A 24,112-nucleotide genomic window follows, 5' to 3' on the forward strand; every position below is an offset into this window, starting at 1 on the left:
TTGCCGGAACTGGTCATCACCGTTGCCCGGTTCGGGTTCCTGATCCTGCTGTGGATCTTCGTGTTCACGGTGGTCGGCGTGATCCGCCGGGACCTCTTCGCGGGCGCCCGGTCCGGTCGCCTGGTGGCCGCGCCGCGCGCGGTGGGCGCCTCGACGGGGCAGGCGGCCAAGCCAGCGAAGGTGAAGCGGGGCAGAGCTGCGCACCAACTGGTGGTGACGGCCGGTCAGCTGGCCGGCACCAAAATCACTCTCGGTGAAGCGCAGATCACCATCGGTCGGGCTGAAGACTCCACCCTGGTCATCACCGACGACTACGCCTCCGCGCGACACGCCCGGCTCGTGCCGCGTGAAGGGCAGTGGTACGTCGAGGATCTCGGCTCGACTAACGGCACGTACCTCGATCGCGCTAAGGTCTCCGGACCAACCCCCGTCCCCCTCGGCGTGCCGATCCGGATCGGCCGCACTTCCCTCGAATTACGGCCATGACTCTGACCCTGCGCTATGCGGCCCACAGCGACCGCGGTCTGATCCGAGACGGCAATCAAGACTCCGTCTACGCCGGGCCGCGGTTACTCGCCGTTGCCGACGGCATGGGCGGTATGGCCGCCGGTGACGTCGCCAGCAACATCGTCATCGGTGCCATGGCGCCGCTCGACGAGGACGTCCCGGGGGACGCTCTCGTCGATGCGTTGCGTTCGGCCGTGGGCACCGCCAACCAACAACTCCGCGACACGGTGGACGCCAACCCGCAGTTGGAGGGGATGGGCACCACGCTGACGGCGACCCTCTTCACCGGCAGCAAGCTGGGGATGGTCCACATTGGCGACTCGCGGGCCTATCTGCTGCGCAACGGCGAGTTCGCACAGATCACCAAGGACGACACGTACGTCCAGATGCTTGTCGACGAAGGCCGGATCAGCCCCGAGGAGGCGAGCAGTCACCCGCAGCGGTCGCTGCTGACCCGCGCCCTCGACGGTCGGGACATCGACCCGGAATACTCGGTCCGCCAGGTAATGCCCGGCGACCGGTACCTGATCTGCAGCGACGGCCTCTCGGGCGTGGTCAGCGCCGAAACCATCGGCGAGACCCTGCGGGAGTACACCGACCCGCAGCAGTGCGTCGAGCGGCTGGTGCAGCTCGCGCTGCGCGGCGGTGGGCCGGACAACATCACGGTGATCATCGCCGACGCCACGGATCAGGACATCGTCGAGGCGACCCCGATCGTGGGCGGCGCCGCCGCCCGGGACCGGGGCATGGCGACCTCCGCCGACGACTCGACTCCGGCCGCCCGAGCCTCGGCGCTCTCCGCGCCGCGTCCGGCCGCGCCCGAGGAGCCGGCGGCCTCCGACGACGACGCCGACCGGCCGAAGCGACGCCCGGTCCGGACCGCCGCCATGGCGCTGGCCCTGCTGGTGATCGTCGGTGGTGCGGCGTTCGGTGGTTGGACCTACACCCAGCGGCAGTACTACGTGGGAGCCACCGAAGAGGGCCAGGTCGCCGTCTTCCGCGGTGTCCAGGGTCAGATCGCCGGAATGGACCTGTCCAGCGTGCACCGCCGCAGCGGCACCCGCCTGGACGACCTCACTGTCGCCGCACAGGACACCGTCAAGGTCGGCATCCGGGCCAAGAGTGAGCCGGACGCGGAGCGTCAGCTCGCCGAGCTGACCAGCGACACGCCGAGCAACCCCAACCTGAAGCCGCTCTGCCCGCTCGACCCGACCGCCGGGGTCACCACGCCGACGCCGACGCCGACCCCGGTCGGTTCGACGCCGACCCCGAACGGCAGCCCGAGCGCCAACGCGTCGCCGACCCCCAACGGGGTTGTCAGCGCAAGCCCGACCGTCGGTGCCACCACCGCTCTCGGTGGGGCCGGCGCGACCACCACACCCGACGTCACGCCCTCCGACTCGGCCACGCCGGCGCTCGACACGGCCGGCTGCCGGTCTCCTGAGTGAGCGTCGGCTGAGATCCTGAGGACTCCACCCGTGACCGCAGCGGCCACACCGGCACCCTCGCCCGCCACCGCGGGCGAGCAATCCGGCGTACGCCTGGCGCGGTCGCGCCGCAACGCCGAGCTGTATCTGCTGTTGCTCGCGATGGTGCTGGTGGCCGCGTACGGGGCGACCGTCGAGGCGAACCTGCTGGACACGGTCACCTCGGACTTCTGGATGCCGGCCGCCGCGCTCGGCGCGGTCTTCCTCGGCCTGCACCTGGTCATCCGGTTCCTGGCCCCGTTCGCCGACCCGGCGCTGCTGCCGGCGGTGGCCCTGCTCAACGGGCTTGGGGTGGGCTTCCTGCGCCGGATCGACCTGGGGGACGCCCCGGTGGCCGAGCGGGAGAGCCTGGCCGTCTTCGCGGGGCAGGGCGGGCGCCAGCTCGCCTGGACGCTCGGTGCGGTGATCCTCGCCGCCGCCCTGCTCGCCATCATGCGCGACCACCGGTCGATCTCGCGGTACGCGTACACCCTGGGCCTGGCCGGCATCGTGCTGGTGATGCTCCCGGCGGTGCTGCCGTCGAGCATCTCCGAGAAGAATGGCGCCAAACTGTGGATCGATGTCGGCCTGTTCTCGATCCAGCCGGGTGAGTTCGCCAAGCTGGCGCTGCTGGTCTTCTTCGCCTACTACCTGGTGCGCAAGCGTGAGGTGCTGTCGCTGGCCAGCCGGCGCTTCCTCGGCATCGACTTCCCGCGGGGCCGCGACCTCGGCCCGGTGGTCGGCGTCTGGCTGATCAGCGTCCTGGTGCTGGTCTTCGAGAAGGACCTGGGCACCTCGCTGCTCTACTTCGGCATGTTCGTGGTGACGCTCTACATCGCCACCGAACGGGTCAGCTGGCTGCTGATCGGCCTGGTCCTCTTCTTCGGCGGCGCGTACCTCGCCTACGTCCTCGGCTCGACTGTCGGCGGGCCGTTCGCCAACTTCTACTTGCGGGCCGAGATCTGGCTCGACCCGTTCGCCGACCCGACCGACAAGGGCTACCAACTCGTGCAGGGCCTGCTGGCCCTGGGCACGGGCGGGCTCTTCGGCGCCGGGCCGGGCGGCGGTCAACCGGACATTCTGCCCGAGGTGCAGAACGACTTCATCTTCGCCGGCATCGGTGAGGAAATCGGCCTCTTCGGTCTCTCCGCGCTGCTGGTCGTCTACCTGCTGATCGTGGAGCGCGGGCTGCGGGCCGCGCTGGCGGTACGGGACTCGTTCGGCAAACTGCTCGCCGGCGGTCTCGCGTTCACCCTCGGCCTCCAGGTCTTCGTGATCGTCGGTGGGATCAGCAAGCTCATCCCGCTGACCGGTCAGACCACCCCGTTCCTGTCCGCCGGTGGCTCGTCGCTGATGGCCAACTGGCTGCTCATCGCGGTGCTGCTGCGAGTCTCCGACGGTGCCCGCCGACCGGTGACCGGAGGCAGCGGGGGCAAGGCGGCCCGACCCAGCGGTGGCCCGCCCGAGCAGCTGCACGGTGCTCCCACGGAGGTGATCAAGCCGTGAACGCACCCCTGCGCCGCGTTGGCGTCGTCGTCATGGTCCTGTTCGGTCTGCTCTTCGCCAACCTCAACTGGATCCAGGCCTACAAGGCGGACGAATACCGGACCAGCGACTACAACGGGCGGGTCCAGGTCGCCGACTACAAGCGCAAGCGCGGCAACATCGAGGCCGGCGGCACCGCGCTGGCCACGAGCAAGGAGACCACCGGCAAGCTGAAGTTCCAGCGCTCCTACCCGGGTGGCCCGAAGTACGCACACGTGCTCGGCTACAAGCCGGTCAACCTGGCCGACCAGGGCATCGAGCAGGTGGAGAACGACTTCCTGGCCGGCACCAGCGACCAGCTGATCGGCGACCGGTTGAAGGACATGTTCACCGGCGACGACACCGGCGGCGGCAACGTGCTGCTCACGCTCTCCAAGCGGGCCCAGGACGTGGCGTACGACCAGCTGCGCAACAACGAGGTAGGTGCGAAGCGGGGCGCGGCGATCGCCATCGACCCGCGTACCGGTGCCATTCAGGCGCTGGTCTCCATGCCGAGCTTCGACCCGAACCCGCTGGCCAGCCACGACACCAACGAGGCAACCGCGGCGTACAACAAGCTGGAGAAGGACCCGGCCGAACCGCTGAAGAACCGCGCGCTCGCCGAGACGCTGCCGCCGGGCTCCACCTTCAAGATCGTGGTGGCAGCGGCGGCGCTGGAGAACGGCGTCACCAAGAACACCCAGATCCCGGCCGGTTCCAGCTGGACCCCACCCACTTCGGGCACTCCGATCCGTAACGCCGCCGCCTCGATCTGCCCGGAGCCGAAGGTCACCCTGCTGGAGGCGGTCACCGAGTCGTGCAACACCGGCTTCGCCCAGCTCGGCGTGCGGCTCGGCGCGGAGGCCGTCAAGGAAAAGGCCCGGCAGTTCGGCTTCGAGCAGGAGGACCTCACCGTCGGTCATCTCGGCGAGGGCGGCCTGCCCACGGCGGCCAGCCGGACCGGGACCATCCAGAACCCGGACGGCAGCACCGACCCGGCCGCACTGGCCCAGTCCTCGATCGGCCAGAACAACGTCCGGATGACGCCGCTCGAAGGCGCCATGATCGCCGGGTCGATCGCCAACAACGGCAGCCAGATGCGGCCGTACCTGGTGCGGCAGCTGCTCGCCCCGGACCGGACCACCAGCTACTACACAGCAAGCGCGCGGGAGCTGCGCCAGCCCGTCGAGCCGCAGGTCGCCGCCGACCTGCGCGAGATGATGGTGAGTGTGGTCCGGAACGGCACCGGCGAGAAGGCCGCGATCAGCGGCTACACGGTCGGCGGCAAGACCGGTACCGCCCAGTCCGCCCCGGATCGGCCCGACCACGGCTGGTTCATCGGCTTCGCCCTGGACAAGAACGGCAACCCGGTCTCCGCGGTCTGCGTGATGCTGGAGCAGGCCGGCCCCGGTGGCAGCAGCGAGGCCGCTCGGATCGCCGGTCAGATCATGAAGGCCGCCATCGCCGACCCAGGGGGTCGCTGACATGCTCAGCCCCGGTGTGCAGCTCGGCAACCGCTACCGTCTCGACGAGCGGATCGCCAGCGGCGGCATGGGCGACGTGTGGCGCGGCACCGACCAGGTGCTCGGCCGGACGGTAGCCGTGAAGAGCCTGCTCCCCGCCCTGCTCGACGACCCGGACTTCGGTGAGCGGTTCCGCGGCGAGGCCCGCACCATGGCCACCATCAACCATCCCGGCGTGGTGGACGTCTACGACTTCGGCAACGACCAGCAAATCGCCTTCCTGGTAATGGAGTACGTCGAGGGTGACGCCCTGTCGTCCACGTTGAGCCGGGTCGGCCGGCTCACCCCGGCGCGGACGATGGCCCTCGTCGCGCAGGCCGCCGACGCACTGCACGCCGCGCACGAGAAGGGCATCGTGCACCGCGACGTGAAGCCGGGCAACCTGCTGGTCCGGCCGAACGGCACGCTGGTGCTCACCGACTTCGGCATCGCCCGCTCCGACATGGTCGGCCAGCTCACCGCCGCCGGTTCGGTGCTCGGCACCGCCTCGTACATCTCGCCGGAGCAGGCCACCGGCGGCGTGGCCACCCCGGCGTCCGACGTGTACGCCCTCGGCGTGGTCGCCTACCAGTGCCTGGCCGGTCGACGACCGTTCGAGGGCGACAACCCCCTCGACATCGCGATGCGGCACGTCCGGGAGACGCCCCGGCCACTGCCGGCCGACATCCCTCCGCAGGTACGCGCCCTGGTCGAACGGGCGTTGGCAAAGGACCCGGCAGCCCGCTGGCCGAGCGCCGCCGCACTCGCCGGGGTCGCCCGTCAGCTCAAGGCCGCGCTCTCCCAGCAGGCTCGGGCCGGCGGCAACTCCGGGCCGGTCTCCGCGGCGCCCGCCTCACCCGCCGCACCCGGCCGGGCCCAGGTGCCGCAGGCACACCAGATGCGTCCGCCGACTGCCCGCCCGCCGGTGGCCGGAGCGAGGCCGACCGCTGTCGCACCCGCCCAACAGCCACGCCCCACCGCCGTCGCGCCGGCCGTCCAGCCCGCCCGGCCGCAGGGCGCACCGAACGGCTACCCACGAGGTGCGGCAGCGGTGCCGTCCGGGCCGCCCCGGCAGGAACACCCGCCCGCGTACGCGCGACCGGCCAGCCCGGCGACGCCGGCACCCCAGCCCCAGCGGTCCCGGCCCGGAATGGTGCTCCTCGCCATCCTGCTGGCCGTGCTGGTCCTGCTCTGCTCCGGCGTGATTTCCTACAACCTACGGAAGCAGTCGCAGTCCGGTGTATCCGCCGGGCTGACGCCGCGCACCGTGGCGTCCGGCGCGCTACGACTCGACCGACGCGACGATCCGACCCGGACGTCGTACCGTCGAGAGGTACGACTCCAGCCGGGCAACGGCGGGACGACGACGAGCGAAGGACGACAGACGCGATGACAGCGCAGGCCCGCCTGCTCGGTGGCAGGTACCAGGTCGGCGAGCTGCTCGGCTATGGCGGCATGGCCGAGGTGCACCGTGGTCGCGACCTCCGGCTCGGTCGGGACGTCGCGATCAAGATGCTCCGCACCGACCTCGCCCGGGACGCGACGTTCCAGATGCGGTTCCGTCGGGAGGCGCAGAACGCCGCCTCGCTCAACCACCCGGCCATCGTGGCGGTCTACGACACCGGCGAGGAGACCGCGCCGACCGGTGAGACGCTGCCGTTCATCGTCATGGAGTTCGTGAACGGGCGGACCTTGAAGGAGGTCCTCGGCGCCGAGGGGCGACTGCAACCGCGCCGTGCGCTGGAGATCTGCGCCGACATGTGCGCCGCCCTGGAGTTCAGCCACCGGCACGGGATCATCCACCGGGACATCAAGCCCGGCAACGTGATGCTCACCCAGACCGGCCAGGTCAAGGTGATGGACTTCGGCATCGCCCGGGCGCTGGCCAGCGGTGCGACCACAATGACCCAGACCAGCGCGGTCATCGGCACGGCCCAATACCTTTCACCGGAGCAGGCACGCGGCGAGGCCGTCGACGCCCGCTCCGACGTGTACGCGGCCGGTTGCGTGCTCTTCGAGCTGGTCTGCGGGCACCCGCCGTTCGTCGGGGACAGCCCGGTCAGCGTTGCCTACCAGCACGTACGGGAGACGCCGCCCACGCCGAGCGACATCAACCCGGACGTCACCCCAGCCGTCGACGCGATCGTGCTCAAGGCGCTGTCGAAGAACCCGCTCAACCGCTACCAGAGCGCCGGCGAGATGCGTGCCGACCTGCTCCGCGCCGCCGCCGGCCGGCCCGTGCTGGCCACTCCGGTGCTGCGCGAGGCGGAGACGGTGGCGATGGCCCCGGCCGGCGGTGGGGGCGGCTATCCGGCTCCCGGCCGTGGGCCGCAGACCGGGCAGATCCCGGCCCGGGTGGGCGATCCGCGTCAGCGCAAGGCGTCCTCCTGGCTGATCGCGATGTTCAGCGCGGTCGGTGTGCTGGCGGTGATCGCCCTGGTCGCCGCCCTGCTCTGGAACATGCAGGGCAAGGACCTGAAGTCGGTGCCCACCCTCACCGGCAAGAACCAGGCCGCCGCGATAGCCGAGATTCGCAACGCTGGGTTTTCGCCGCAGGTGGGTGACCCGGTGCTGGCGAGCGACTGCACGAAGGGCAACGTCGTCAACCAGGATCCGGCGGCGGCCAGCCAGTTGGAGCAGAACGGCACGGTCACCATTCAGGTCTGTGGCGGCGTGCCCGAGGTACGCGTTCCGGCTGGGCTCAAGGGCAGCAAGCGGGAGAGCGCCATCGCCCGGCTCACCGAGGCGAAGCTCAAGTACGAAATCAGGACGGTGAACGACGAGGCGAGCGAGGACGAGGTTCTCAAGGTCGAACCTCCCGAGGGTGAGAGCGTCCCCGAGAACACGAAGATCACACTCACGGTCTCGAACGGCAAGGTCCGCGAGGTACCGGACGTCGTCGGGTTGAGCCAGGAGGAGGCCACCCGCGTCCTCCGGAACGCCGGATTCACGGTCGTCCCGGAGGACGGGCCGGAGGTGCCGGCCGCCCAGGCTGGAAAGGTCACCGATCAGAACCCGAACGGCAAGGAGAAGAAGCCGACCGGCACGAGGGTGACCATTGAGGTAAGTCAGCCCGAGCCGGAGACCGACCCGACGCCCACCGTGACGCCGACGGTCACGCCGACGGGCACGCCGACAACTCCCGGCAACGGGGGCGGCATCGGTCTGCCGTTCCCGCCCCCGCCGAGCCGGCCCCAGGACTAGGCCACCCGCGGGCATCGGCATGACCGAGTCCGAATCGTCCCCGGTCGGGGCGGTACGGCGGTGGCCTCGACGCCTCCGCTGGCTGGCCCTCGCAGGCCTCGTCCTGCTGGTGCTCGCCAGTTCCCCGTGGCTGTGGACGACCCTCGCGGCACGCGGCCACCTGTACGACGCCACCGACGCGCCGGCCACCGACGTGGTGATCGTGCTCGGCACCGAGGTGGCGGCCGATCGGCAGCGGCCGGGTGACCGTCTCGCCGGCCGCCTGGACACCGCCGCCGAGTTGGTGGCCAACGGGCGGGCCACTGTTGTCCTCGTGTCAGGCGACGGTGGGGGCGCGTCCGGCGACGAGCCGACGGTGATGACGACGTACCTTGCCGAGCGCGGTGTCGACAGGCGTCGGGTGGTGGCCGACCCGTTCGGCCTGGACACCTACGACAGTTGCGCGAGAGCCCGCGAGGTGTACGGCGTCGAGCGGGCCCTGATCGTCACCCAGTCCTACCACCTGTCCCGGGCGGTGACGCTGTGCCGGCATCTCGGCCTGGACGTCGACGGGGTGACCGCCCGCTGCGACGGTTGTAGTGCCGCCCTGCTCGCCGAGAAGTCGGCGCGGGACTACTTCGCCAGTGGCAAGGCGGCCTGGGACGCCGTACGCGGCCGGCCGCCAGCGGTGCGTTCGCCAGCGGTTCCCGCGATCCAGAACGCGCTGCGGGGCTGACCCGCGCGGCACCCGACGATCCGGTGACCGGGCCCTGACGTCTCGCCGGTCAGGTGGTGGCGAAGGCCGCGCGACGACGGGCGTCGACCTCGGCGGCCAGCGCGGGAGCGCGCTCCAGCGCGTCGGGGTGACCGCAACTGGCCAGCCAGTTGGCCAGCATCAGGTGACCGCCCTCGGTGAGCACCGACTCCGGGTGGAACTGGACGCCCTCGATGGGCAGCGTCCGGTGCCGCATCGCCATCACCACGCCGGAGCCGGTCCAGCCGGTGACCTCCAGCTCGTCCGGGAGGGTCTCGGGCAGCACCGCGAGGGAGTGGTACCGGGTGGCGGTGAACGGGTCGGGCAGGCCGGCGAGTACGCCGACCGAGTGGTGCCGTACCTCGGAGGTCTTTCCGTGCAGCAGCTCCGGGGCGCGCGTCACTGTCGCCCCGAACGCCTCACCGATGGCCTGGTGGCCGAGGCAGACACCGAAGATCGGCAGCTGGCCCGCGTACTCCCGGATGACGTCCAGGCAGATGCCGGCCCGGTCCGGGCTGCCCGGCCCGGGTGAGAGCAGGACGCCGTCCGCGCCGACAGTGCCCACCTCGGCGACGTCGATCTCGTCGTTGCGGCGGACCTCGCAGTCCACGCCGAGTTGGCCCAGGTACTGCACCAGGTTGAAGACGAACGAGTCGTAGTTGTCGATCACCAGGACGCGCATGGTCACCTGCTCGGGGAGGGAGGCGCGGGGTTGTTCTGGTCAGTGTCGTACGGGAGTTCGTGCTCGTCGCCGGCCGGGGTCTCCCCGGTCACCGGGTCGCCGCCGCCACCAGTCTCGGCGGGTACGCCGGACTCGACCTGCACGTCGTCGAAGGGCAGCAGGGGCTCGGCCCACGGGAAGGCGACGTACCAGAGCAGGGCCACAGTGGTGGCGACCAGCAGCACCGAGCCGGTCAGCTTCCCGATCACACCGAACGGCAGCTTGCGCCAGATGAACGCGTACATCGGGTCAGCCTCCCAGCTCCGCCGGGCGGCCAGCGGACTTGGGTTGGGTGCGGTCGAGTTCGGCGTGGATGATCAGCCGCTGGTAGTTGTCGAACTTCGGGTTGCACGTGGTGAGGGTGAGCATCCGCTTGGTCGCCTTCTTGTCCGGCTCGCCGGGCACCGGCGCCACCACCTCGACCTGGGTCGGCCGGACGATGCGGGACTGCGATACCCGGTAGACGTACCAGTCGGTCTTGCTCTCGACCACGATCGGGTCGCCCTCGTCCAGCTCGTCGAGTCGCCAGAAGGTGGCCCGGTTGCGGTGGCCGGCGACGGAGAAGTTGCCGACCTGACCGGGGAGCGCGCTGGTCGGGTAGTGGCCGGGGGCGAAGCGGATGTCCTGCTGGGTGACCCCCTCGACGACGACCCAGTTCTTGTCGAGCTTGGGGATGTAGAGGCCCGCGAGCGGCTTGCCGCGTACCGGTGGGGAGGGTTTGACGCTCGGGCCCACCGACGGGGCGACAGTGGGGTCGTCGGTGGGGCCCCACGCCTGAGCCAGCTCGTTGTTGAGGTCGTTCTGGTGGGCGTCGACGATGGCCGACTTGCCCCAGACCTCGTAGCCGGCGAAGAGCAGGACCACCAGGCCGAAGGTGATCAGGACCTCGCCGGTGACCCGGACACCGGTACGTAGGCGCGAGCCGAACGACGGGCGGGTGAGCTCGGAGTAGACACTCTTGTAGCCCTCGCCGGTCTGCTCGGGCCGGAGTTGGACCACCCGCTCGCCGCGCCGGGGTTGGGGAGGGTCGGCCGGGTTGCCGCCGGTCGGCTCGTCGGGTACCGCCGTGCGGGGGACGGCACCCATCAACGCGGTCGAGTCCATTGTCGGCGGCCTGGTGGCGGGTGTGGCGGGCACTGCCGGAATCAGCGCGGTGGCGGCCGGGTCCGCGAGGGGGTTCCCTCCAGCGCTTGGCGGGACCCGACTCGGCCCGGTCGGCGGAACGCGGCTCGGCCCGGCCGCTGCGACACGGTCGGGGGCGGCCGGGGAGACCGGGGAGCCGGCGGGCCGGGCGGGCCGGGCGGTGACCTGCGGAATGTACGCGGTCGGCGAGTCGGCCAGCGGCGGCGTCGAGGGGCCGGAGGAGACCGGCCGGCTGGGGTCACCGGAGGCCGTCGGCCGGGTCGGCATGCCGCCGGCCGCGGCGGGTCGGGTCGGCGCGGCACCCGGTGGGCTGCCGGCCGTCGACGGCCGGCTCGGCGCGGCACCCGGTGGGTTGCCGGTGGTCGGCGGTCGCGTCGGGGCGGCGCTGGGCGTGGTCGGTCGGGTGGACGCGGCGCTGGGCGCGGGGGGTCGGGTCGGGGCGTTGCCGGGGACAGCGGGCCGAATCGGCCCCTGGTTGGTGGCGGTCGGACGGCCGGGGGTGGTCGCGGGGGGAACCCCGGCGCCGCCGTGCGGGCTTTGCCCGGCAGTTGCGGCGCCCGGCCAGGGCGGCGGCGCTTCGACGCCCGGGCGGCCCGGGGTCTCGGTCGGCTCGGGTCGAGTGGCGCTCGGCCGCGTCGGCTGCTCGGCTCGCGGTGGGTGCAGCACCGGCTCGGGCCAGTTGCCGGCCGGGGCAGGTCGGCCGGGGGTCGACTCGGGCCTGTCGAACTTGGGCAGGAAGGCGGTCGGCTCGTCGGTCTGGTCCCGGTGTCGCCCGTCGCGACGCTCGTCCGGCCCGCTCACTTGGGCACCGTAGCCGAGCGCAGAGCGGTGGAATCCTCGAATGCGGGAACTCGCACCGTGGAGACCGTCTCGTTGTAGCCGAGCTGGTAGTCGTCGACCGCGTCCTTGAACAACCGGACTCCCTGAGAGCTGGCGAGTGCCTGCTGGAGGGCAGCGGGATCGCCGATTGCTACGATCTTGAACGGTGGGGAGTACACCCGGCCGTGGAGTAGCAGGGTGTTACCGACGCAGCGTACCGCGCTGGTGCTGAGCACGCGGACGTTCATGATTGACATGGCCTCGGCGCCGCCGGCCCAGAGTGCGTTGACCACCGCCTGCACGTCCCCCTGATGCACCACCAGGTCGTCGTTGCTGGCGTCCGACTGTGTCTGGTCGAGCTGTGGGGCGTCGTTCAGTTCGACGGTGACCCCGGACCCGGCGAGGGCGGTGAACCCGGCGTCCTGGAGGCTGCCCCGGGCGCGATTCTGCTGATCCTTGATCGGGACGTCCGAGCCGGCCAGCGTGTTGGTCCGCTGCTCGACCTCGCCGCGCAGCGTGGCGGCGCGCCGTTCGCTGGCGGCCACCTGCTCGCGTCGGTCCTCGATGAGCTGGTTGAGCTGGGGTCGCCGGTCCTCCCGGAGCGCGGTGCCGCCCGCTGTGGTCGCGGTGGTGGTGAAGAGCAAGCCGGCCGCCGCGGCGATCAGGGGCACCCCGATCGACCAGCCCGGACGGCGTTGACGCGGTCGCCGGGGCAGCAGCCCGGCGGCGGCCCGTCGGAGGACCTTCTGCCAGGAGGTTGCGCCGGATGTGTACTCCACCGAGCGTTCCTTCCGCGTGTCGGGGATCGGTTCGTGCCGGCCGGGCCGGTGATGCGAACAGTCCCGCCTCTTTCGGTCACTCCGTGCACCTGCCTGACCCCATTCGTGGTCCGGGCGGGCAATCGGGACTACGCTAGCTCTCGAACATTATTGGCCATGGACCGTCGCCCCCGCGCCCGGTTGTCAGGCCGGACGAGGTCGTCACCCCTCTGGAGAGCGCCGTGCCCAAGTCTCAGGTCCGTAAGAAGAAGGTGTACACCCCGCCGACGGACGTTCGTCCGACGACGACGGCGTCGTCGTCGCGCAAGCCTAGCCCGGTGTGGTTGCCGGTCACCGCGGTCGCCTTGATCGTCGTCGGCATCGGCTGGCTGGTGCTCTACTACCTGTCCGAGCAGGAGTACCCGGTCATGGCGTGGGGTTACTGGAACCTCGCCGTCGGCTTCGGTGCGATGGTCGCCTCGCTGGCTCTGCTCTCCCGCTGGCGCTGATCCGAGCAGACCGCCGCGTCGGCGGTCACACGTCACCCCGTCGAGCCCCTGCCCGGCAGGATCGGGTGGGGCCCCCTATGGTGTGCGCAGGCAGCGCGGCCTACTGCGAGATGACTCACGTTACCGCTGGGTAACCTTCGCGTAGGCTGCATTGCATGACCGAGCAGAGCGAGGTCATCAGGCAGCAGACCGGGGAGGCCAACTCGATGGGCAGCGTCCAGATCGTCACCACGATCCTCGCGGCCGCCATCACCGCTGTGGCGGTGTGGCTTGCGGTGCGTGCGGTCCTGAAGATGGTGGCAGTCATCCGGCTCGGGCAACCCGCGCCGGAGCGGTTCACCGACAAGGTCGCCCGCGCCAGGACGATGCTGGTGGAGACGGCCGGCCACACCCGGATGCTCAAGTGGGGCGTGGTGGGCGCCGCGCACTGGTTCGTGATGGTCGGCTTCGTCGTGCTGTCGCTGCTGGTGCTCGAGGCGTACTTCGAGGTGGTCACCACCGACGGCGGTCTGCCGATCATCGGGCACTGGACGATCTTCGGCCTGGTCACCGAGATCATCGGGGTGCTGGGTCTGGTCGGCATCCTGGTGCTGATGGCGATCCGGCTGCGCAACCGGCCGACCCGCCCCGGCGGGCGGTCCCGCTTCACCGGCTCGACAATGTGGCAGGGCTACTTCGTCGAGTGGATCGTGCTGCTGGTCCTGATCTTCGGCTTCGTGATCCGAGGCTTCAAGGTCGCCACCGACCACTTCGAGTTCCCGTTCTGGGCCACCCCGGTCAGCCACGCGGTCGGTGCGGTGCTGCCCGACTGGGCGGACGGCGTCAGCGTCGCCGCAGCCATCAAGATCATTATTTCGATGACGTGGCTGATCGTCATCTCCCTGAACGTCACGATGGGTGTCGCCTGGCACCGCTTCCTGGCGTTCCCCAACATCTTCTTCAAGCGTGAGCCGGCCAAGCCGGCCGGCTCCGGCCTCGGCGCGCTGCGCCCGATGACCAGCCAGGGCAAGCCGCTCGACTTCGAGGAGGCGGACCCGGAGAAGGACCAGTTCGGCGTCGCCCACGTCGAGCAGTTCAGCTGGAAGGGCCTCCTGGACTTCAGCACCTGCACCGAGTGCGGTCGCTGCCAGTCGCAGTGCCCGGCCTGGAACACCGGCAAGCCGCTGTCGCCGAAGCTGCTGGTGCTGAGCCTGCGCGACCACGCGTACGCCAAGGCGCCCTACCTCCTGGCCGGCGGCGGCAAGGACCTGACCGGCGAGGAGAAGGCCACCCAGGCGCAGCTCGCCCACCTGGACGTGCTGGCCCTCGCCGAGGCCGACAAGCCGTTGATCGGCACCGCCGAGGAGGGCGGTGTCATCGACCCGGACGTGCTCTGGTCCTGCACCACCTGCGGCGCCTGCGTCGAGCAGTGCCCGGTGGACATCGAACACGTCGACCACATCGTCGACATGCGCCGCTACCAGGTGCTGATCGAGTCGAGCTTCCCCTCGGAGGCCGGGGTGATGCTGCGCAACCTGGAGAACAAGGGCAACCCGTGGGGCGCCCCGCAGAACACCCGCGAGGACTGGACCAAGGGCCTGGACTTCGAGGTTCCCCGGGTCGGCGAGGTGGACGACTTCGAGTACCTGTTCTGGGTCGGTTGCGCCGGCGCGTTCGAGGACCGGGCCAAGAAGACCACCCGCGCGGTGGCCACGCTGCTCAACGAGGCGGGCGTGAAGTTCGCGATCCTGGGCGAGGGCGAAACCTGCTCCGGCGACCCGGCGCGACGGATCGGCAACGAGTTCGTCTTCCAGATGCTCGCCCAGCAGAACGTGGAGACGCTGAACGAGGCGTTCGAGGGCCGGGACAAGGCCAAGCGCAAGATCGTCGCGACCTGCCCGCACTGCTTCAACACCCTGGGCAACGAGTACGGCCAGCTCGGCGGCGAGTTCGAGGTGGTCCACCACACCCAACTGCTCGCGCACCTGGTCGCCACGGGCAAGCTCACGCCGGTGCAGCCGGTCGACGGCGGCGTCACCTACCACGACCCCTGCTACCTGGGTCGGCACAACCGGATCTTCGCGGCCCCCCGTGAGGTCCTCGGTGACGCCATCGAAGGCGACCTGACCGAGATGCCACGGAACAGCGAGCGCTCCTTCTGCTGCGGTGCTGGCGGCGCCCGGATGTGGATGGAAGAGAAGATCGGCAAGCGGATCAACGTGGACCGGGTCGAGGAGGCCATGGCCACCGGGGCGAAGACGGTAGCGGTCGGCTGCCCGTTCTGCTCGACGATGCTCAACGACGGGGTCAACGGCAAGGGCGCCGGCGAACAGGTCGAGGTGATCGACGTGGCGAGCGTGCTGCTCCGTTCGGTCAAGCCCGAGCAGCCGCAGGGCGGCAAGGAGACCGCGCCGGTCGGCGGCTGAGACCGCGTACCCCTGGGATCTTTTCATCGACGGCGGCGGCCCTCAGGGGCCGCCGCCGTCGTGCAAGAATCTCGCCGAGGTGAGGCGACATCGACGGCCTACTCTTGACGACGCTGTTGCCCCTGGTCGGCTTCGTAGCCCTGACCGCGGGCAACGCGTTCTTCGTCGCGGCCGAGTTCGCCCTGGTCACTGTCGACCGGGCGGAGATCGACCGGCGGGCCGCCGCGGGCGACCAGGCCGCCCTGACGGTACGCACCGCGTTGCGCGAACTCTCCTTCCAGCTCTCCGGCGCACAGCTCGGCATCACCATCACCGCGCTGCTCACCGGCTACCTGGCCGAGCCGGCCCTGGCTCGTCTCTTCACCCCGCTGTTGCGCCCGCTGGCCGGAGACAGCACCGAGCGGGTCACCCCGTTCCTGGCGTTGGCGCTGGCCACGCTGATATCCATGCTCTTCGGCGAGTTGGTGCCGAAGAACGCTGCGCTGGCCCGGCCCATGCCGGCGGCGCTGGCCACGGCCGGCCCGATGCACACCTTCTCCCGGACGTTCGGCTGGGTGATCCGAGGGTTGAACGGCTCGGCGAACCGACTGGTCCGGGCGCTCGGCGTGGAGCCGCAGGAGGAGTTGGCCAGCGCCCGCTCGCCGGAGGAGCTGGGACTGCTGGCGGGCATCTCGGCGCGGGCCGGCGCGCTGCCCACTGACACCGCGATGCTGCTGCGTCGCACCATCCGCTTCGGTGACAAGCGGGCAGCGGAGGCGATGACCCCCAGGGTGGACGTGGTAGCGCTGCGCGCCACGGCCACGGTGGCCGAGCTGCTGGAGGAGTCGCGGCGGACCGGGCGGACCCGCTTCCCCGTGTACGAGGAGACCCTGGACCTGGTGACCGGGGTTGCCGCGGTGCCCGACGCGTTGGGGGTGCCGCTGGCCGGCCGGGCGTCGACGACTGTCGGCTCGGTGGCCCGCGAACCGGTGTACGTGCCGGAGAGCCTGAACCTGGACGGTGTCCTGGCCGCGCTGAAGGCGGCCGGGGCCGACCTGGCCATCGTGGTCGACGAGTACGGCGGCACGGACGGCGTGGTGACCGTCGAGGACCTCGTCGAGGAGTTGGTCGGCGAGATCGCCGACGAGTTCGATCCGGCGAGCGTCGACGACCACGGGTCGGCCGAGCTGACAGTGCCGGGCGGTGAGCGCACCGTCCTGGTCGACGGGGTGCTCCGCTCCGACGAGTTGGCCGAGCAGACCGGCTTCCGGCTGCCCGAGGGGCCGTACGAGACGTTGGCCGGGTTCCTGATGGCGCAGCTCGGGCACATCCCGCTCGCCGGCGAGACGGTCGAGACGGACGGCTGGGAGTTCACAGTGGTTGAGGTGGAGCGGCACCGGATCGAGCAGGTCCGGGTGCTGCGCCCGGCGGATCCGGACGACGATGACTGAGCTGCTGGTGACAGTGGTGCTGCTGCTCGGCAACGGGTTCTTCGTGGGCAGCGAGTTCGCGCTCATCGCGTCCCGCCGGACGGTGATCGAGCCGCTGGCCGCCGGGTCGAAACGCGCCCGCTGGGCGTTGTCGGCGATGAACCAGATCCCGCTGATGATCGCCGGTGCGCAGCTCGGCATCACTGTCTGCTCGTTGGGTCTGGGCGCGATCGCCGAACCGGCGCTGGCTCACCTGCTGGAGCCGCCGTTCCACGCGGTGGGTCTGCCAGAGCGGGCGGTGCACCCGGTGGCGTTCGTGCTGGCGCTGGGCGTGGTGGTCTTCCTGCACACGGTCGTCGGTGAAATGGTGCCGAAGAACATCACGCTGGCCGGACCGGAGGTCTCCGCGCTCTGGCTCGGCCCGGCGATGCTGGCGTTCTGTGTGGCCACCAAACCGTTGTTGCTCGCGATGAAATGGGCGGCCCGACGGGTGCTCGCGTTCTGGCGGATCGAGGCGTCCGAGTCGGTGAAGACGGTGTTCACCGCCGAGGAGTTGGCCGGGCTGGTCTCCCAGGCGCGGACCGAGGGACTGCTCGACGCGGAGCAGCACGCGCGGATCACGGGCGCGCTGGCCCTGCACGCGCGGACGGCGGCGGACGCGCTGCAACCGTGGTCGACGGTGGTGACGGTGGCCGAGGACGTCTCACCGGCGTCACTGGAGGTGCTGGCGACCCGGACCGGCCGGTCCCGGTTCCCGGTGGTGCAGCGGTCCACCCGTCGGGTGCTCGGCTTCGTGCACGTCAAGGACGTGCTCGGGTATGCGGGGCAGGGCCGTCGGTCCCCGGTGCCGGCCGACGTCTACCGTCCGCTGGCGGTGGTGCCGCCGGAGCGTACGCTGGCCGATCTGTTGCTGGCCATGCGTCGCGAACGGCGGCACATGGTGCTGGTCAGCGACGGGCGTCGGCCTCTCGGTGTGGTCACTCTTGACGATGTATTGACCGCAATCGTTGGGTGATGGACCAATACCCTTGGTGTGCAAGCTGTTGCACGACAGTGATGGTTACCGCGCTCGCCTTGATTACCGCCCCGAGCTTCCCTAATGTGGGGCACCGACCGCTGTGGGTCGTCTGCCTCGGCCCTTCCCTCACGCGAGGCGCCCGGCGGTCGGTTGCAAAGGAGTCGGTGCCGGTGGCAACCATGCCCCCTCATCGTCACGACCTGAACGCGTCTGCTCGCTCTGGTGGTCTGCGTCGCGCCGCGCACCGGGTGCTGGTCCTGGTCGCCGCTGCGGCGGTCGGTGCCGGTCTTCTGGCCGCGCCGGCACACGCCGCGCCCTCGGTCGACGAGATCGAGGCGCAGATCGACAAGAAGTGGGAGCAGTTGGAGCCCACCATCGAGCAGTACAACAAGGTCCGGGCGCAGCTGAAGGTCAACCGACAGAAGTCGGCGAACCTGCAGAAGAAGATCGAGCCGCTGGCGCTGCAGAGCGAGCTGGCGCTCAACCGGGTGGGCGACCTCGCCTCCCGCTACTACATCTCCGGCCCGTCGCACGACATCGGCGCGCTGCTGGTCAGTGCCAAGCCGGACACGCTCACCGAGCAGCTCACCATCCTCGACCGGCTCGCTTCGCAGGAGCGCAAGGAGGTCGAGGGTGTGCTGGCAGTGCGGGCCAAGTACGACGGCGAGAAGCAGAAGCTGGACGCGCTGATCGTCACCCAGACCAAGCAGCAGAACGACCTGGCGGCGAAGAAGAAGCAGATCGACGGCGAGATCAAGAAGCTCGAGGCGTCGATGCCGAAGACCACCGTGGTGACCGCGGCCTGCCCGACCATCAATGGAGTGGTCAGCGCGGCGGCCCGCACCGCGATCAAGACCGCCTGCGGCAAGGTCGGCAAGCCGTACGTCTGGGGTGCCACCGGCCCGAACTCGTTCGACTGCTCGGGGCTGACCCAGTACGCCTACAAGGCGGCCGGGATCTACCTCACCCACCACACCGGTGACCAGTGGAACGAGGGCAAGGCCATCTCGCGGGGCGATGCCCGCCCCGGTGACCTGGTCTTCTTCTTCTCCGGCCTGAGTCATGTCGGGCTGTATCTGGGCAACAACCAGATGGTGCACGCGCCACGTGCCGGCAAGCCGGTGCAGGTGTCCAGCATCAACACCATGCCTGTCGCCGGGTTCCGTAGACCCGGCTGATCCACCTCGCGCGACACGACGGCCCCCGGTCACCGACCGGGGGCCGTCGTGGTTGTCAGCGGGGCGCGCCCACCGGGGACGGCAACAGCTGCACGTCGGCGAGGTCGACGTACATGATCCGGTGGCCGAACTGGATCTGCGCGTAACGGTTCTTGCCGCGGATCACCATCCAGTCGCCGGGTGACGAGCCGTCGAACGTGCTGGCCCGGTAGTACTCGCCGGCCAGTACCGCGCCGACGGCGTACCGCTGCCCGGCGGCCAGGGTGTACTGAAGCGGCGAGATCGTCTGGTAGGGCACCCCGTCCGGGTACGCCGCCTGTTCCGGGTAGGCCCGTCCGTAGACCGGAATGGTGGTTCGGCCGGGCTTCGGCGTGGCCACCACGCCGACGGTCCAGCTGGCGGTCGGCGCGGACGCCGGGTTGTGGAACCAGGCCCGCTGCCCGAGGTACCAGATCGCCGTCCAGTCGCCCTGCCGCCCGGCCAGCGCGTACGTCTGCCCGGCGGATGCCCGGGCCCCGTGGTCGGACACGGACATCGTGTTCGGTGTGCCGTCCGGGCGGAGCGCGATGTCGTTGACCAGCGGCGCGTCCGCGGACGGTGCGCTGCGCAACACCACCGCCGAGGAGCCGCGCGGTGCGCAGGGGACGCCCGCGGTGACGCATCCGACGAACGCCGGCTGGTTGGTGGCGTAGTCCGGGTCGATCCGGACCAGCCCGGTGGCCGGGGTGCCGGTGTCCAGTCGAGGCGCGTGCAGCAGGTCGAAGTAGTGCGTCCAGTCCCAGTACGGGCCCGGATCCCAGTGCATTCCCCGCACTGTCGAGGCGATGGTGCCGGGCACGTTGTCGTGGCCGATGATGTGCTGGCGGTCCAGTGGGATGCCCAGCCGCAGCGCCAGGTGCCGGACCAGCTTCGCCGAGGTCCGGTACATCGCCTCGGTGTACCAGGTGCCCTGCGCCGCGAAGCCCTCGTGTTCCAGCCCGATCGACTTCGCGTTGACGTACCAGTTGCCGGCGTGCCAGCCGACGTCCTTGGTCTTCACGTGCTGGGCGATGTGCCCGTCGACCGAGCGCAGCGAATAGTGCCAGCTCACGTAGGTCGGATCCTGGACGAGTTGCAGGGTCGTCGCCCAACTCGCCTCGGTGTCGTGGATGACGATGTACTCGATCTTCTGCCGCGCGGGCCGGTCGGAGAGGTCGTGGTTGCCGTAGTCCCCGTCACCGAACGCCTCGTAGGGTGCCGGGATCCACTCGCAGGAGATGGTGTGCGGGCACTCCACCCCGTCCGGGCGGGCCAGCCGGCGCAGGCCCAGCCGGTCCAACCAGGAACGTTCGGGCCGTACCGCGCGGGCCGGCAGGCTGACCCGCTGGCCGTCGTCGGTCACCCGGGACTGGCCCGCGCCGATGGTGGTGAAGACCTCGTCGGCGAAGGCCGCTGCGGCGTCGGCGCTGTCCGCGCCCGAGTAGCGGGCCACCGCGCCGTACCAGGCCGCCGGGTCGGTGCCGGCGCCGACCGGCGCGCCCAGATCCCTCTGGTACGCGCCCAGCAGCGCGGCCCCGCCACGGATGTTGAGGCCCACGTCGGTGCGCAGTGCCTCGGGGGCGGCGCCGGTCAGCGCGGCGGCGGCGTCCACGGTCTGCAACGCGGCGGTGGACGGGGCGGGCGCCTCGACCGGCCGGGGCGCGGGCACCCGGGCGGGCCGGGAGTCGTCACCGCGTGGGTCCTCGGCACCGGCGTCGTGGTGACCGCGCCCGGGTAGGGCGGCCACGTGCCGGGCGTCGGTCAGGTGCATCGGGCCGTAGCCGCCACTGGTGCTCGGTGTGCCGGCGTTGGTGTCCCAGCGCGACTCCAGGTAGGAGACGCCGAGCAGCACGACGGCCGGCACGCCGTACTCGCTGGCCGCGGTGGCGTACTGCTGCTGGCGGTCGGTGGTGGGCGCGGCGGCGGCCGGGCCGACGGAGAGTGGCACAGTGGTCGCGGCGGCGACCACGGTGGCGGCGAGCAGTGCACGCCAGCCGGTCGACAGGGTTGGATGGTGCATCGAACCCCCTAGATTCTCGCGGAGTGAGGTCAGGTCACCATCGCGCCGTCCGGGAGGTTGCGTCAATACCTTTCCATCTATCGAAGCCTGCGGAAAGAATTCTTCACACACGGTCGGTGACCTCGTCCAATCGGTACGGAGTGTCACGGCCGCACGGGTTGCGGATCGGTAACGAGCGTCTCTACTCTGGTCATTTGTCGGCCCGACAGCAGCTCCGCCCAGCCCGGGCGGTAACGGACCGACACCGCCGAGTCGTTTCCGAGCGAACCGGGGACCCAGGTCCCTCGGGGTGAATCCGCAACCACTGCGGTAGGGCGCCGACTTCCCGCCCGAACCCGTCAGCTAACCCGGTAGGCGGTCAGGAAGAAGGAGTACGGAACCCCGGTGGCACTCCATGCCCCGCGGCCGTCGTCCGAGCGGTCGGCATCAGCCGGCCCGCCGTCGATCGTGCCGCGCCCACGCTGGTCCCGCTTCACTACCGCACTCGCCGCGCTGGCCGGCGTCGCCGTCGTTCTGACCGGCAGTGCCACGGCGGCCCACGCTGACCCGTCCGTCGCCGAGATCGAGCGCCAGATCGACGCCGACTGGAACAAGCTCGAACCGATCATCGAACGGCACAACGCCACCCGCACCGACCTCGCCGCGAAGCGCAAGCAGGCCGACGCGCTGGCCGCCCGGATCACCCCGCTGGAGCGCCAGGTCGACGCCGCGATGGACAAGGTCAGCGCGCTGGCCGTACGCGCCTACAAGGGCGAGAACGTCTCGACAGTCAACGCGGTGCTGGGCAGCCGGTCGCCGAGCGAGGTGGTCGGCCAGCTCGAAATGCTCGACCGCTTCGCGCACAACCAGCAGAAGGACGTACGCCAGGTGGCCGACCTGCGCGACCAGCTGGCCGCGCAGAAGGCGCCGCTGGACGAGATGGTGGCCCAGCTGACCCGCACCGAGGCCCAGCTGGCGGCGAAGAAGAAGCAGATCAACGAAGAGATCGACCGCCTGCAGAAGCTACGCCTCAAGGTGTACGGCAACGGCGGCGGCGGTCCTTTGCGCCCGGCGCCCTGCCCGGGTAGCTACCCCGGCGGCGCCGCGGGCACCGCTGTCAAGTTCGCCTGCGCGCAGATCGGCAAGCCCTACGTCTGGGGTGCCGAGGGTCCGAACTCGTACGACTGCTCCGGGCTGATGCTGGCCGCCTGGGCGAAGGCCGGCGTGTCGCTGCCGCACAACGCCGCCGCGCAGAGCCGCGTGACCAAGAACGTCAGCAGGGGCGACCTGCGTCCCGGCGACCTGGTCTTCTACTACAGCGACATCCACCACGTCGGCATGTACGTCGGCGGCGGCTGGGTGGTGCACGCCTCGCAGGCCGGTCAACCGGTCAAGATGAAGAAGGTCGACGACGGCCCGATCCACAGCTACGGCCGCCCAGGCTGACCCCGGGGTGACCAGAGGGCCCGTCGCGATCACGTCGCGGCGGGCCCTCGTCGTTCTGGTTCTAGCAGCGGAGCCTCAGCGGGTTGGCCAGGTGCGCCAGTGCTGCCAGGCGCGGCTGGGCGTCGGCCCCCGCTGGCCCTGGTAGCGCGAGCCGTAGACAACCGAGCCGTACGGGTGCTCGGCCGGCGAGGAGAGCCGGAAGATGCAGAGCTGCCCGATCTTCATGCCCGGCCAGAGGGTGATCGGCAGGTTCGCCACGTTCGAGAGTTCCAGCGTGACGTGACCGGAGAAGCCCGGGTCGATGAAACCGGCTGTGGAGTGCGTGAGCAGCCCGAGCCGGCCCAGGGAGCTCTTGCCCTCCAGTCGGCCGGCGAGCTGGTCACCCAGCGAGATGACCTCCAGCGTCGAGGCGAGCACGAACTCCCCCGGGTGCAGCACGAACGGCTCGCCATCGGGGACCTCGACCACCGACGTCAGGTCGTCCTGCTGCATGGCGGGATCGATGTGGGTGTAGAGGTGGTTGTTGAAGACCCGGAACAGCCGGTCGAGTCGGACGTCGATGCTGGACGGTTGCACCAGGGTGGGCTCGAACGGCTCCAGGCCCAGCGTGCCGGCCTTGATCTCGGAGACCAGGTCGCGGTCGGAGAGCAGCATCGGACCACCATAGCCGCGCCGGCGGAAGTGGCCGGATTCGGTGCCGGTGACCAGCGAGTCGAGGTCGCTGCTCGTACATTTGTTCGATAGAATGCCCACATGGCTTCCTGGTCCGAATTCGCCGCCGACGAGCCCCGACTCGCCGACGGGATCCGCGTTCTCCTCCAGCAATACGGGCCGGGCTTCGGCTATCTGGCCACGGTCCGTGCCGACGGCGGGCCCCGCGTCCATCCGGTCTCCCCGGTCATCACCGCCGAGGGGCTGTTCTGCTTCATCATCGACTCGCCCAAGCGCCGCGACCTCGAACGTGACGGCCGTTACGCGCTGCACTCGTTCCCCGCGGAGGAGAGCGACGACGAGGCGTACGTGGCGGGGCGCGCCCGTCCGGTGACCGATCCGGTCCGGGTGGCGCTCCTGGCGCAGAGCGCCCGGGCCGAGCCGCAGGTCGACTGGCGGCTCTTCGAGTTCACCGTCGACGTGGCGATGCTCACCCGCCGTGAGCAGCACATCGCGGGCATTCCGGGCCTCCCGCCGGGCCGGCCGGCCGTTCGGGTCTGGCTCGACCCAAACGCCCCGGCGGCGGTCGCCGCCCCACTGACCGTCCCGCAGACCCGCCCGACCCGCCTCAGCCGTGACGTCCAGTGCACCGCCGCCGCCTGACCGTGACCGGAAGACCGCCGGCGCCGGCTCCGTCGCATCGGAGCCGGCACCCGCGGTGATCAACTCGGTTTCAGGGATATCGCGGGGTTCTAGCGCTTCGGACGCCCCGACTTCCAGGAAACCGAGTGGATCAACCCCGGATGGAGGGGTACGCGGACACCTGCGGCCGGCGGGGGTACCTGGGTGCAGAGGCTCGACGACTCGGGTACAGTGGTGCCGCTTGCGGGTGTAGTTCAATGGCAGAACATCAGCTTCCCAAGCTGACAGTGCGGGTTCGATTCCCGTCACCCGCTCCACTGCGAAGGCCCTGATCAGGACGTGAGTCCAGGTCAGGGCCTTCGACGTCCTGCCGTTGCAGCGACAGTTCGTCCTCGTTGACCCCCGTCACCAGTACGGCCCGCAGGAGCCGGTACGCCTCGGCGACCATGGGCTACCTGAC

The 24,112-nt window shown here is 70.6% G+C and carries 20 protein-coding genes, 1 tRNA gene and 1 riboswitch; of the genes, 15 read left to right on the forward strand and 6 right to left on the reverse strand.

What is annotated here, in order from left to right:
- The 7 genes from IW249_RS09625 to IW249_RS09655 are packed head-to-tail and all read left to right on the forward strand — an operon-like array spanning position 1 to position 8,918.
- On the forward strand, positions 1 to 486 hold the full coding sequence (locus tag IW249_RS09625) for an FHA domain-containing protein FhaB/FipA (protein ID WP_030487599.1): 486 nt from the start codon (positions 1 to 3) through the stop codon (positions 484 to 486).
- Positions 483 to 1,955: a PP2C family protein-serine/threonine phosphatase gene (locus tag IW249_RS09630; protein WP_196920418.1), complete on the forward strand. Its 1,473-nt coding sequence runs from the start codon at positions 483 to 485 to the stop codon at positions 1,953 to 1,955. The genes IW249_RS09625 and IW249_RS09630 overlap by 4 nt, the downstream gene beginning before the upstream one ends.
- Before the next feature lie 30 nt (positions 1,956 to 1,985).
- Positions 1,986 to 3,479, forward strand: coding sequence for an FtsW/RodA/SpoVE family cell cycle protein (locus IW249_RS09635; protein WP_196920419.1), 1,494 nt, complete (start codon positions 1,986 to 1,988; stop codon positions 3,477 to 3,479).
- Positions 3,476 to 4,981 carry a peptidoglycan D,D-transpeptidase FtsI family protein gene (locus IW249_RS09640; RefSeq protein WP_196920420.1) on the forward strand — a complete coding sequence of 502 codons (1,506 nt, stop codon included), beginning with the start codon at positions 3,476 to 3,478 and terminating at the stop codon, positions 4,979 to 4,981. Before IW249_RS09635 ends, IW249_RS09640 begins: the two co-directional genes overlap by 4 nt.
- Before the next feature lies 1 nt (position 4,982).
- A complete protein-coding gene (locus IW249_RS09645; RefSeq protein ID WP_196920421.1) occupies positions 4,983 to 6,392 on the forward strand; it encodes a serine/threonine-protein kinase in 1,410 nt (469 codons plus the stop codon).
- Entirely contained in the window at positions 6,389 to 8,203 is a 1,815-nt protein-coding gene (gene pknB, locus IW249_RS09650; protein ID WP_196920422.1) for a Stk1 family PASTA domain-containing Ser/Thr kinase, read from the forward strand. Before IW249_RS09645 ends, pknB begins: the two co-directional genes overlap by 4 nt.
- 19 nt (positions 8,204 to 8,222) lie before the next feature.
- On the forward strand, positions 8,223 to 8,918 hold the full coding sequence (locus tag IW249_RS09655; protein WP_196920423.1) for a SanA/YdcF family protein: 696 nt from the start codon (positions 8,223 to 8,225) through the stop codon (positions 8,916 to 8,918).
- A 49-nt stretch (positions 8,919 to 8,967) separates the two neighbouring features.
- On the opposite strand, the gene IW249_RS09660 is transcribed toward IW249_RS09655, so the two are convergent.
- The 4 genes from IW249_RS09660 to IW249_RS09675 are packed head-to-tail and all read right to left on the reverse strand — an operon-like array spanning position 8,968 to position 12,398.
- Positions 8,968 to 9,618, reverse strand: a complete 651-nt coding sequence (locus IW249_RS09660; RefSeq protein ID WP_196920424.1) for an aminodeoxychorismate/anthranilate synthase component II — start codon at positions 9,616 to 9,618, stop codon at positions 8,968 to 8,970.
- Positions 9,619 to 9,620: 2 nt separating this feature from the next.
- Complete coding sequence (locus tag IW249_RS09665; protein WP_196920425.1) at positions 9,621 to 9,902, reverse strand: hypothetical protein; 282 nt, start codon at positions 9,900 to 9,902, stop codon at positions 9,621 to 9,623.
- A 4-nt stretch (positions 9,903 to 9,906) separates the two neighbouring features.
- Positions 9,907 to 11,601 carry a class E sortase gene (locus tag IW249_RS09670; protein WP_196920426.1) on the reverse strand — a complete coding sequence of 565 codons (1,695 nt, stop codon included), beginning with the start codon at positions 11,599 to 11,601 and terminating at the stop codon, positions 9,907 to 9,909.
- On the reverse strand, positions 11,598 to 12,398 hold the full coding sequence (locus IW249_RS09675; RefSeq protein ID WP_196920427.1) for a DUF881 domain-containing protein: 801 nt from the start codon (positions 12,396 to 12,398) through the stop codon (positions 11,598 to 11,600). Before IW249_RS09675 ends, IW249_RS09670 begins: the two co-directional genes overlap by 4 nt.
- A 221-nt stretch (positions 12,399 to 12,619) precedes the next feature.
- On the opposite strand from IW249_RS09675, the gene IW249_RS09680 reads away from it, so the two are divergent.
- From IW249_RS09680 to IW249_RS09700, 5 genes are all read left to right on the forward strand, one after another.
- Positions 12,620 to 12,886, forward strand: a complete 267-nt coding sequence (locus tag IW249_RS09680; RefSeq protein ID WP_196920428.1) for a cell division protein CrgA — start codon at positions 12,620 to 12,622, stop codon at positions 12,884 to 12,886.
- Between the two features lie 206 nt (positions 12,887 to 13,092).
- Positions 13,093 to 15,291, forward strand: coding sequence for a (Fe-S)-binding protein (locus IW249_RS09685; protein WP_196924713.1), 2,199 nt, complete (start codon positions 13,093 to 13,095; stop codon positions 15,289 to 15,291).
- A gap of 104 nt (positions 15,292 to 15,395) precedes the next feature.
- Entirely contained in the window at positions 15,396 to 16,721 is a 1,326-nt protein-coding gene (locus tag IW249_RS09690) for a hemolysin family protein (RefSeq protein ID WP_231392466.1), read from the forward strand.
- Positions 16,714 to 17,715: a hemolysin family protein gene (locus tag IW249_RS09695; RefSeq protein WP_112586035.1), complete on the forward strand. Its 1,002-nt coding sequence runs from the start codon at positions 16,714 to 16,716 to the stop codon at positions 17,713 to 17,715. Before IW249_RS09690 ends, IW249_RS09695 begins: the two co-directional genes overlap by 8 nt.
- A gap of 167 nt (positions 17,716 to 17,882) precedes the next feature.
- Entirely contained in the window at positions 17,883 to 18,896 is a 1,014-nt protein-coding gene (locus IW249_RS09700) for a C40 family peptidase (protein WP_196920429.1), read from the forward strand.
- Positions 18,897 to 18,951: 55 nt separating this feature from the next.
- Here the strand turns inward: IW249_RS09700 and IW249_RS09705 are convergent, their stop codons facing one another.
- Positions 18,952 to 20,934, reverse strand: a complete 1,983-nt coding sequence (locus IW249_RS09705) for an N-acetylmuramoyl-L-alanine amidase (protein WP_196920430.1) — start codon at positions 20,932 to 20,934, stop codon at positions 18,952 to 18,954.
- Positions 20,935 to 21,169: 235 nt separating this feature from the next.
- A riboswitch (cyclic di-AMP (ydaO/yuaA leader) is annotated at positions 21,170 to 21,305 on the forward strand.
- A gap of 13 nt (positions 21,306 to 21,318) precedes the next feature.
- Here IW249_RS09705 and IW249_RS34980 point away from each other — a divergent pair.
- Positions 21,319 to 22,359 carry a C40 family peptidase gene (locus IW249_RS34980; protein ID WP_196920431.1) on the forward strand — a complete coding sequence of 347 codons (1,041 nt, stop codon included), beginning with the start codon at positions 21,319 to 21,321 and terminating at the stop codon, positions 22,357 to 22,359.
- A gap of 75 nt (positions 22,360 to 22,434) precedes the next feature.
- On the opposite strand, the gene dcd is transcribed toward IW249_RS34980, so the two are convergent.
- The gene (dcd, locus tag IW249_RS09715; protein WP_089018323.1) at positions 22,435 to 23,013 is read right to left on the reverse strand and encodes a dCTP deaminase; all 579 of its coding nucleotides are present in this window, start codon (positions 23,011 to 23,013) and stop codon (positions 22,435 to 22,437) included.
- 99 nt (positions 23,014 to 23,112) lie between these two features.
- Between dcd and IW249_RS09720 the strand changes: the two genes are divergently transcribed.
- Both IW249_RS09720 and IW249_RS09725 read left to right on the forward strand, forming a co-directional pair.
- Positions 23,113 to 23,673 carry a pyridoxamine 5'-phosphate oxidase family protein gene (locus IW249_RS09720; RefSeq protein WP_196920432.1) on the forward strand — a complete coding sequence of 187 codons (561 nt, stop codon included), beginning with the start codon at positions 23,113 to 23,115 and terminating at the stop codon, positions 23,671 to 23,673.
- Positions 23,674 to 23,895: 222 nt separating this feature from the next.
- Positions 23,896 to 23,969: transfer RNA gene (locus tag IW249_RS09725), tRNA-Gly, on the forward strand.
- Positions 23,970 to 24,112 lie beyond the last annotated feature (143 nt).

Source organism: Micromonospora vinacea, from assembly GCF_015751785.1.
GTDB lineage: Bacteria > Actinomycetota > Actinomycetes > Mycobacteriales > Micromonosporaceae > Micromonospora > Micromonospora vinacea.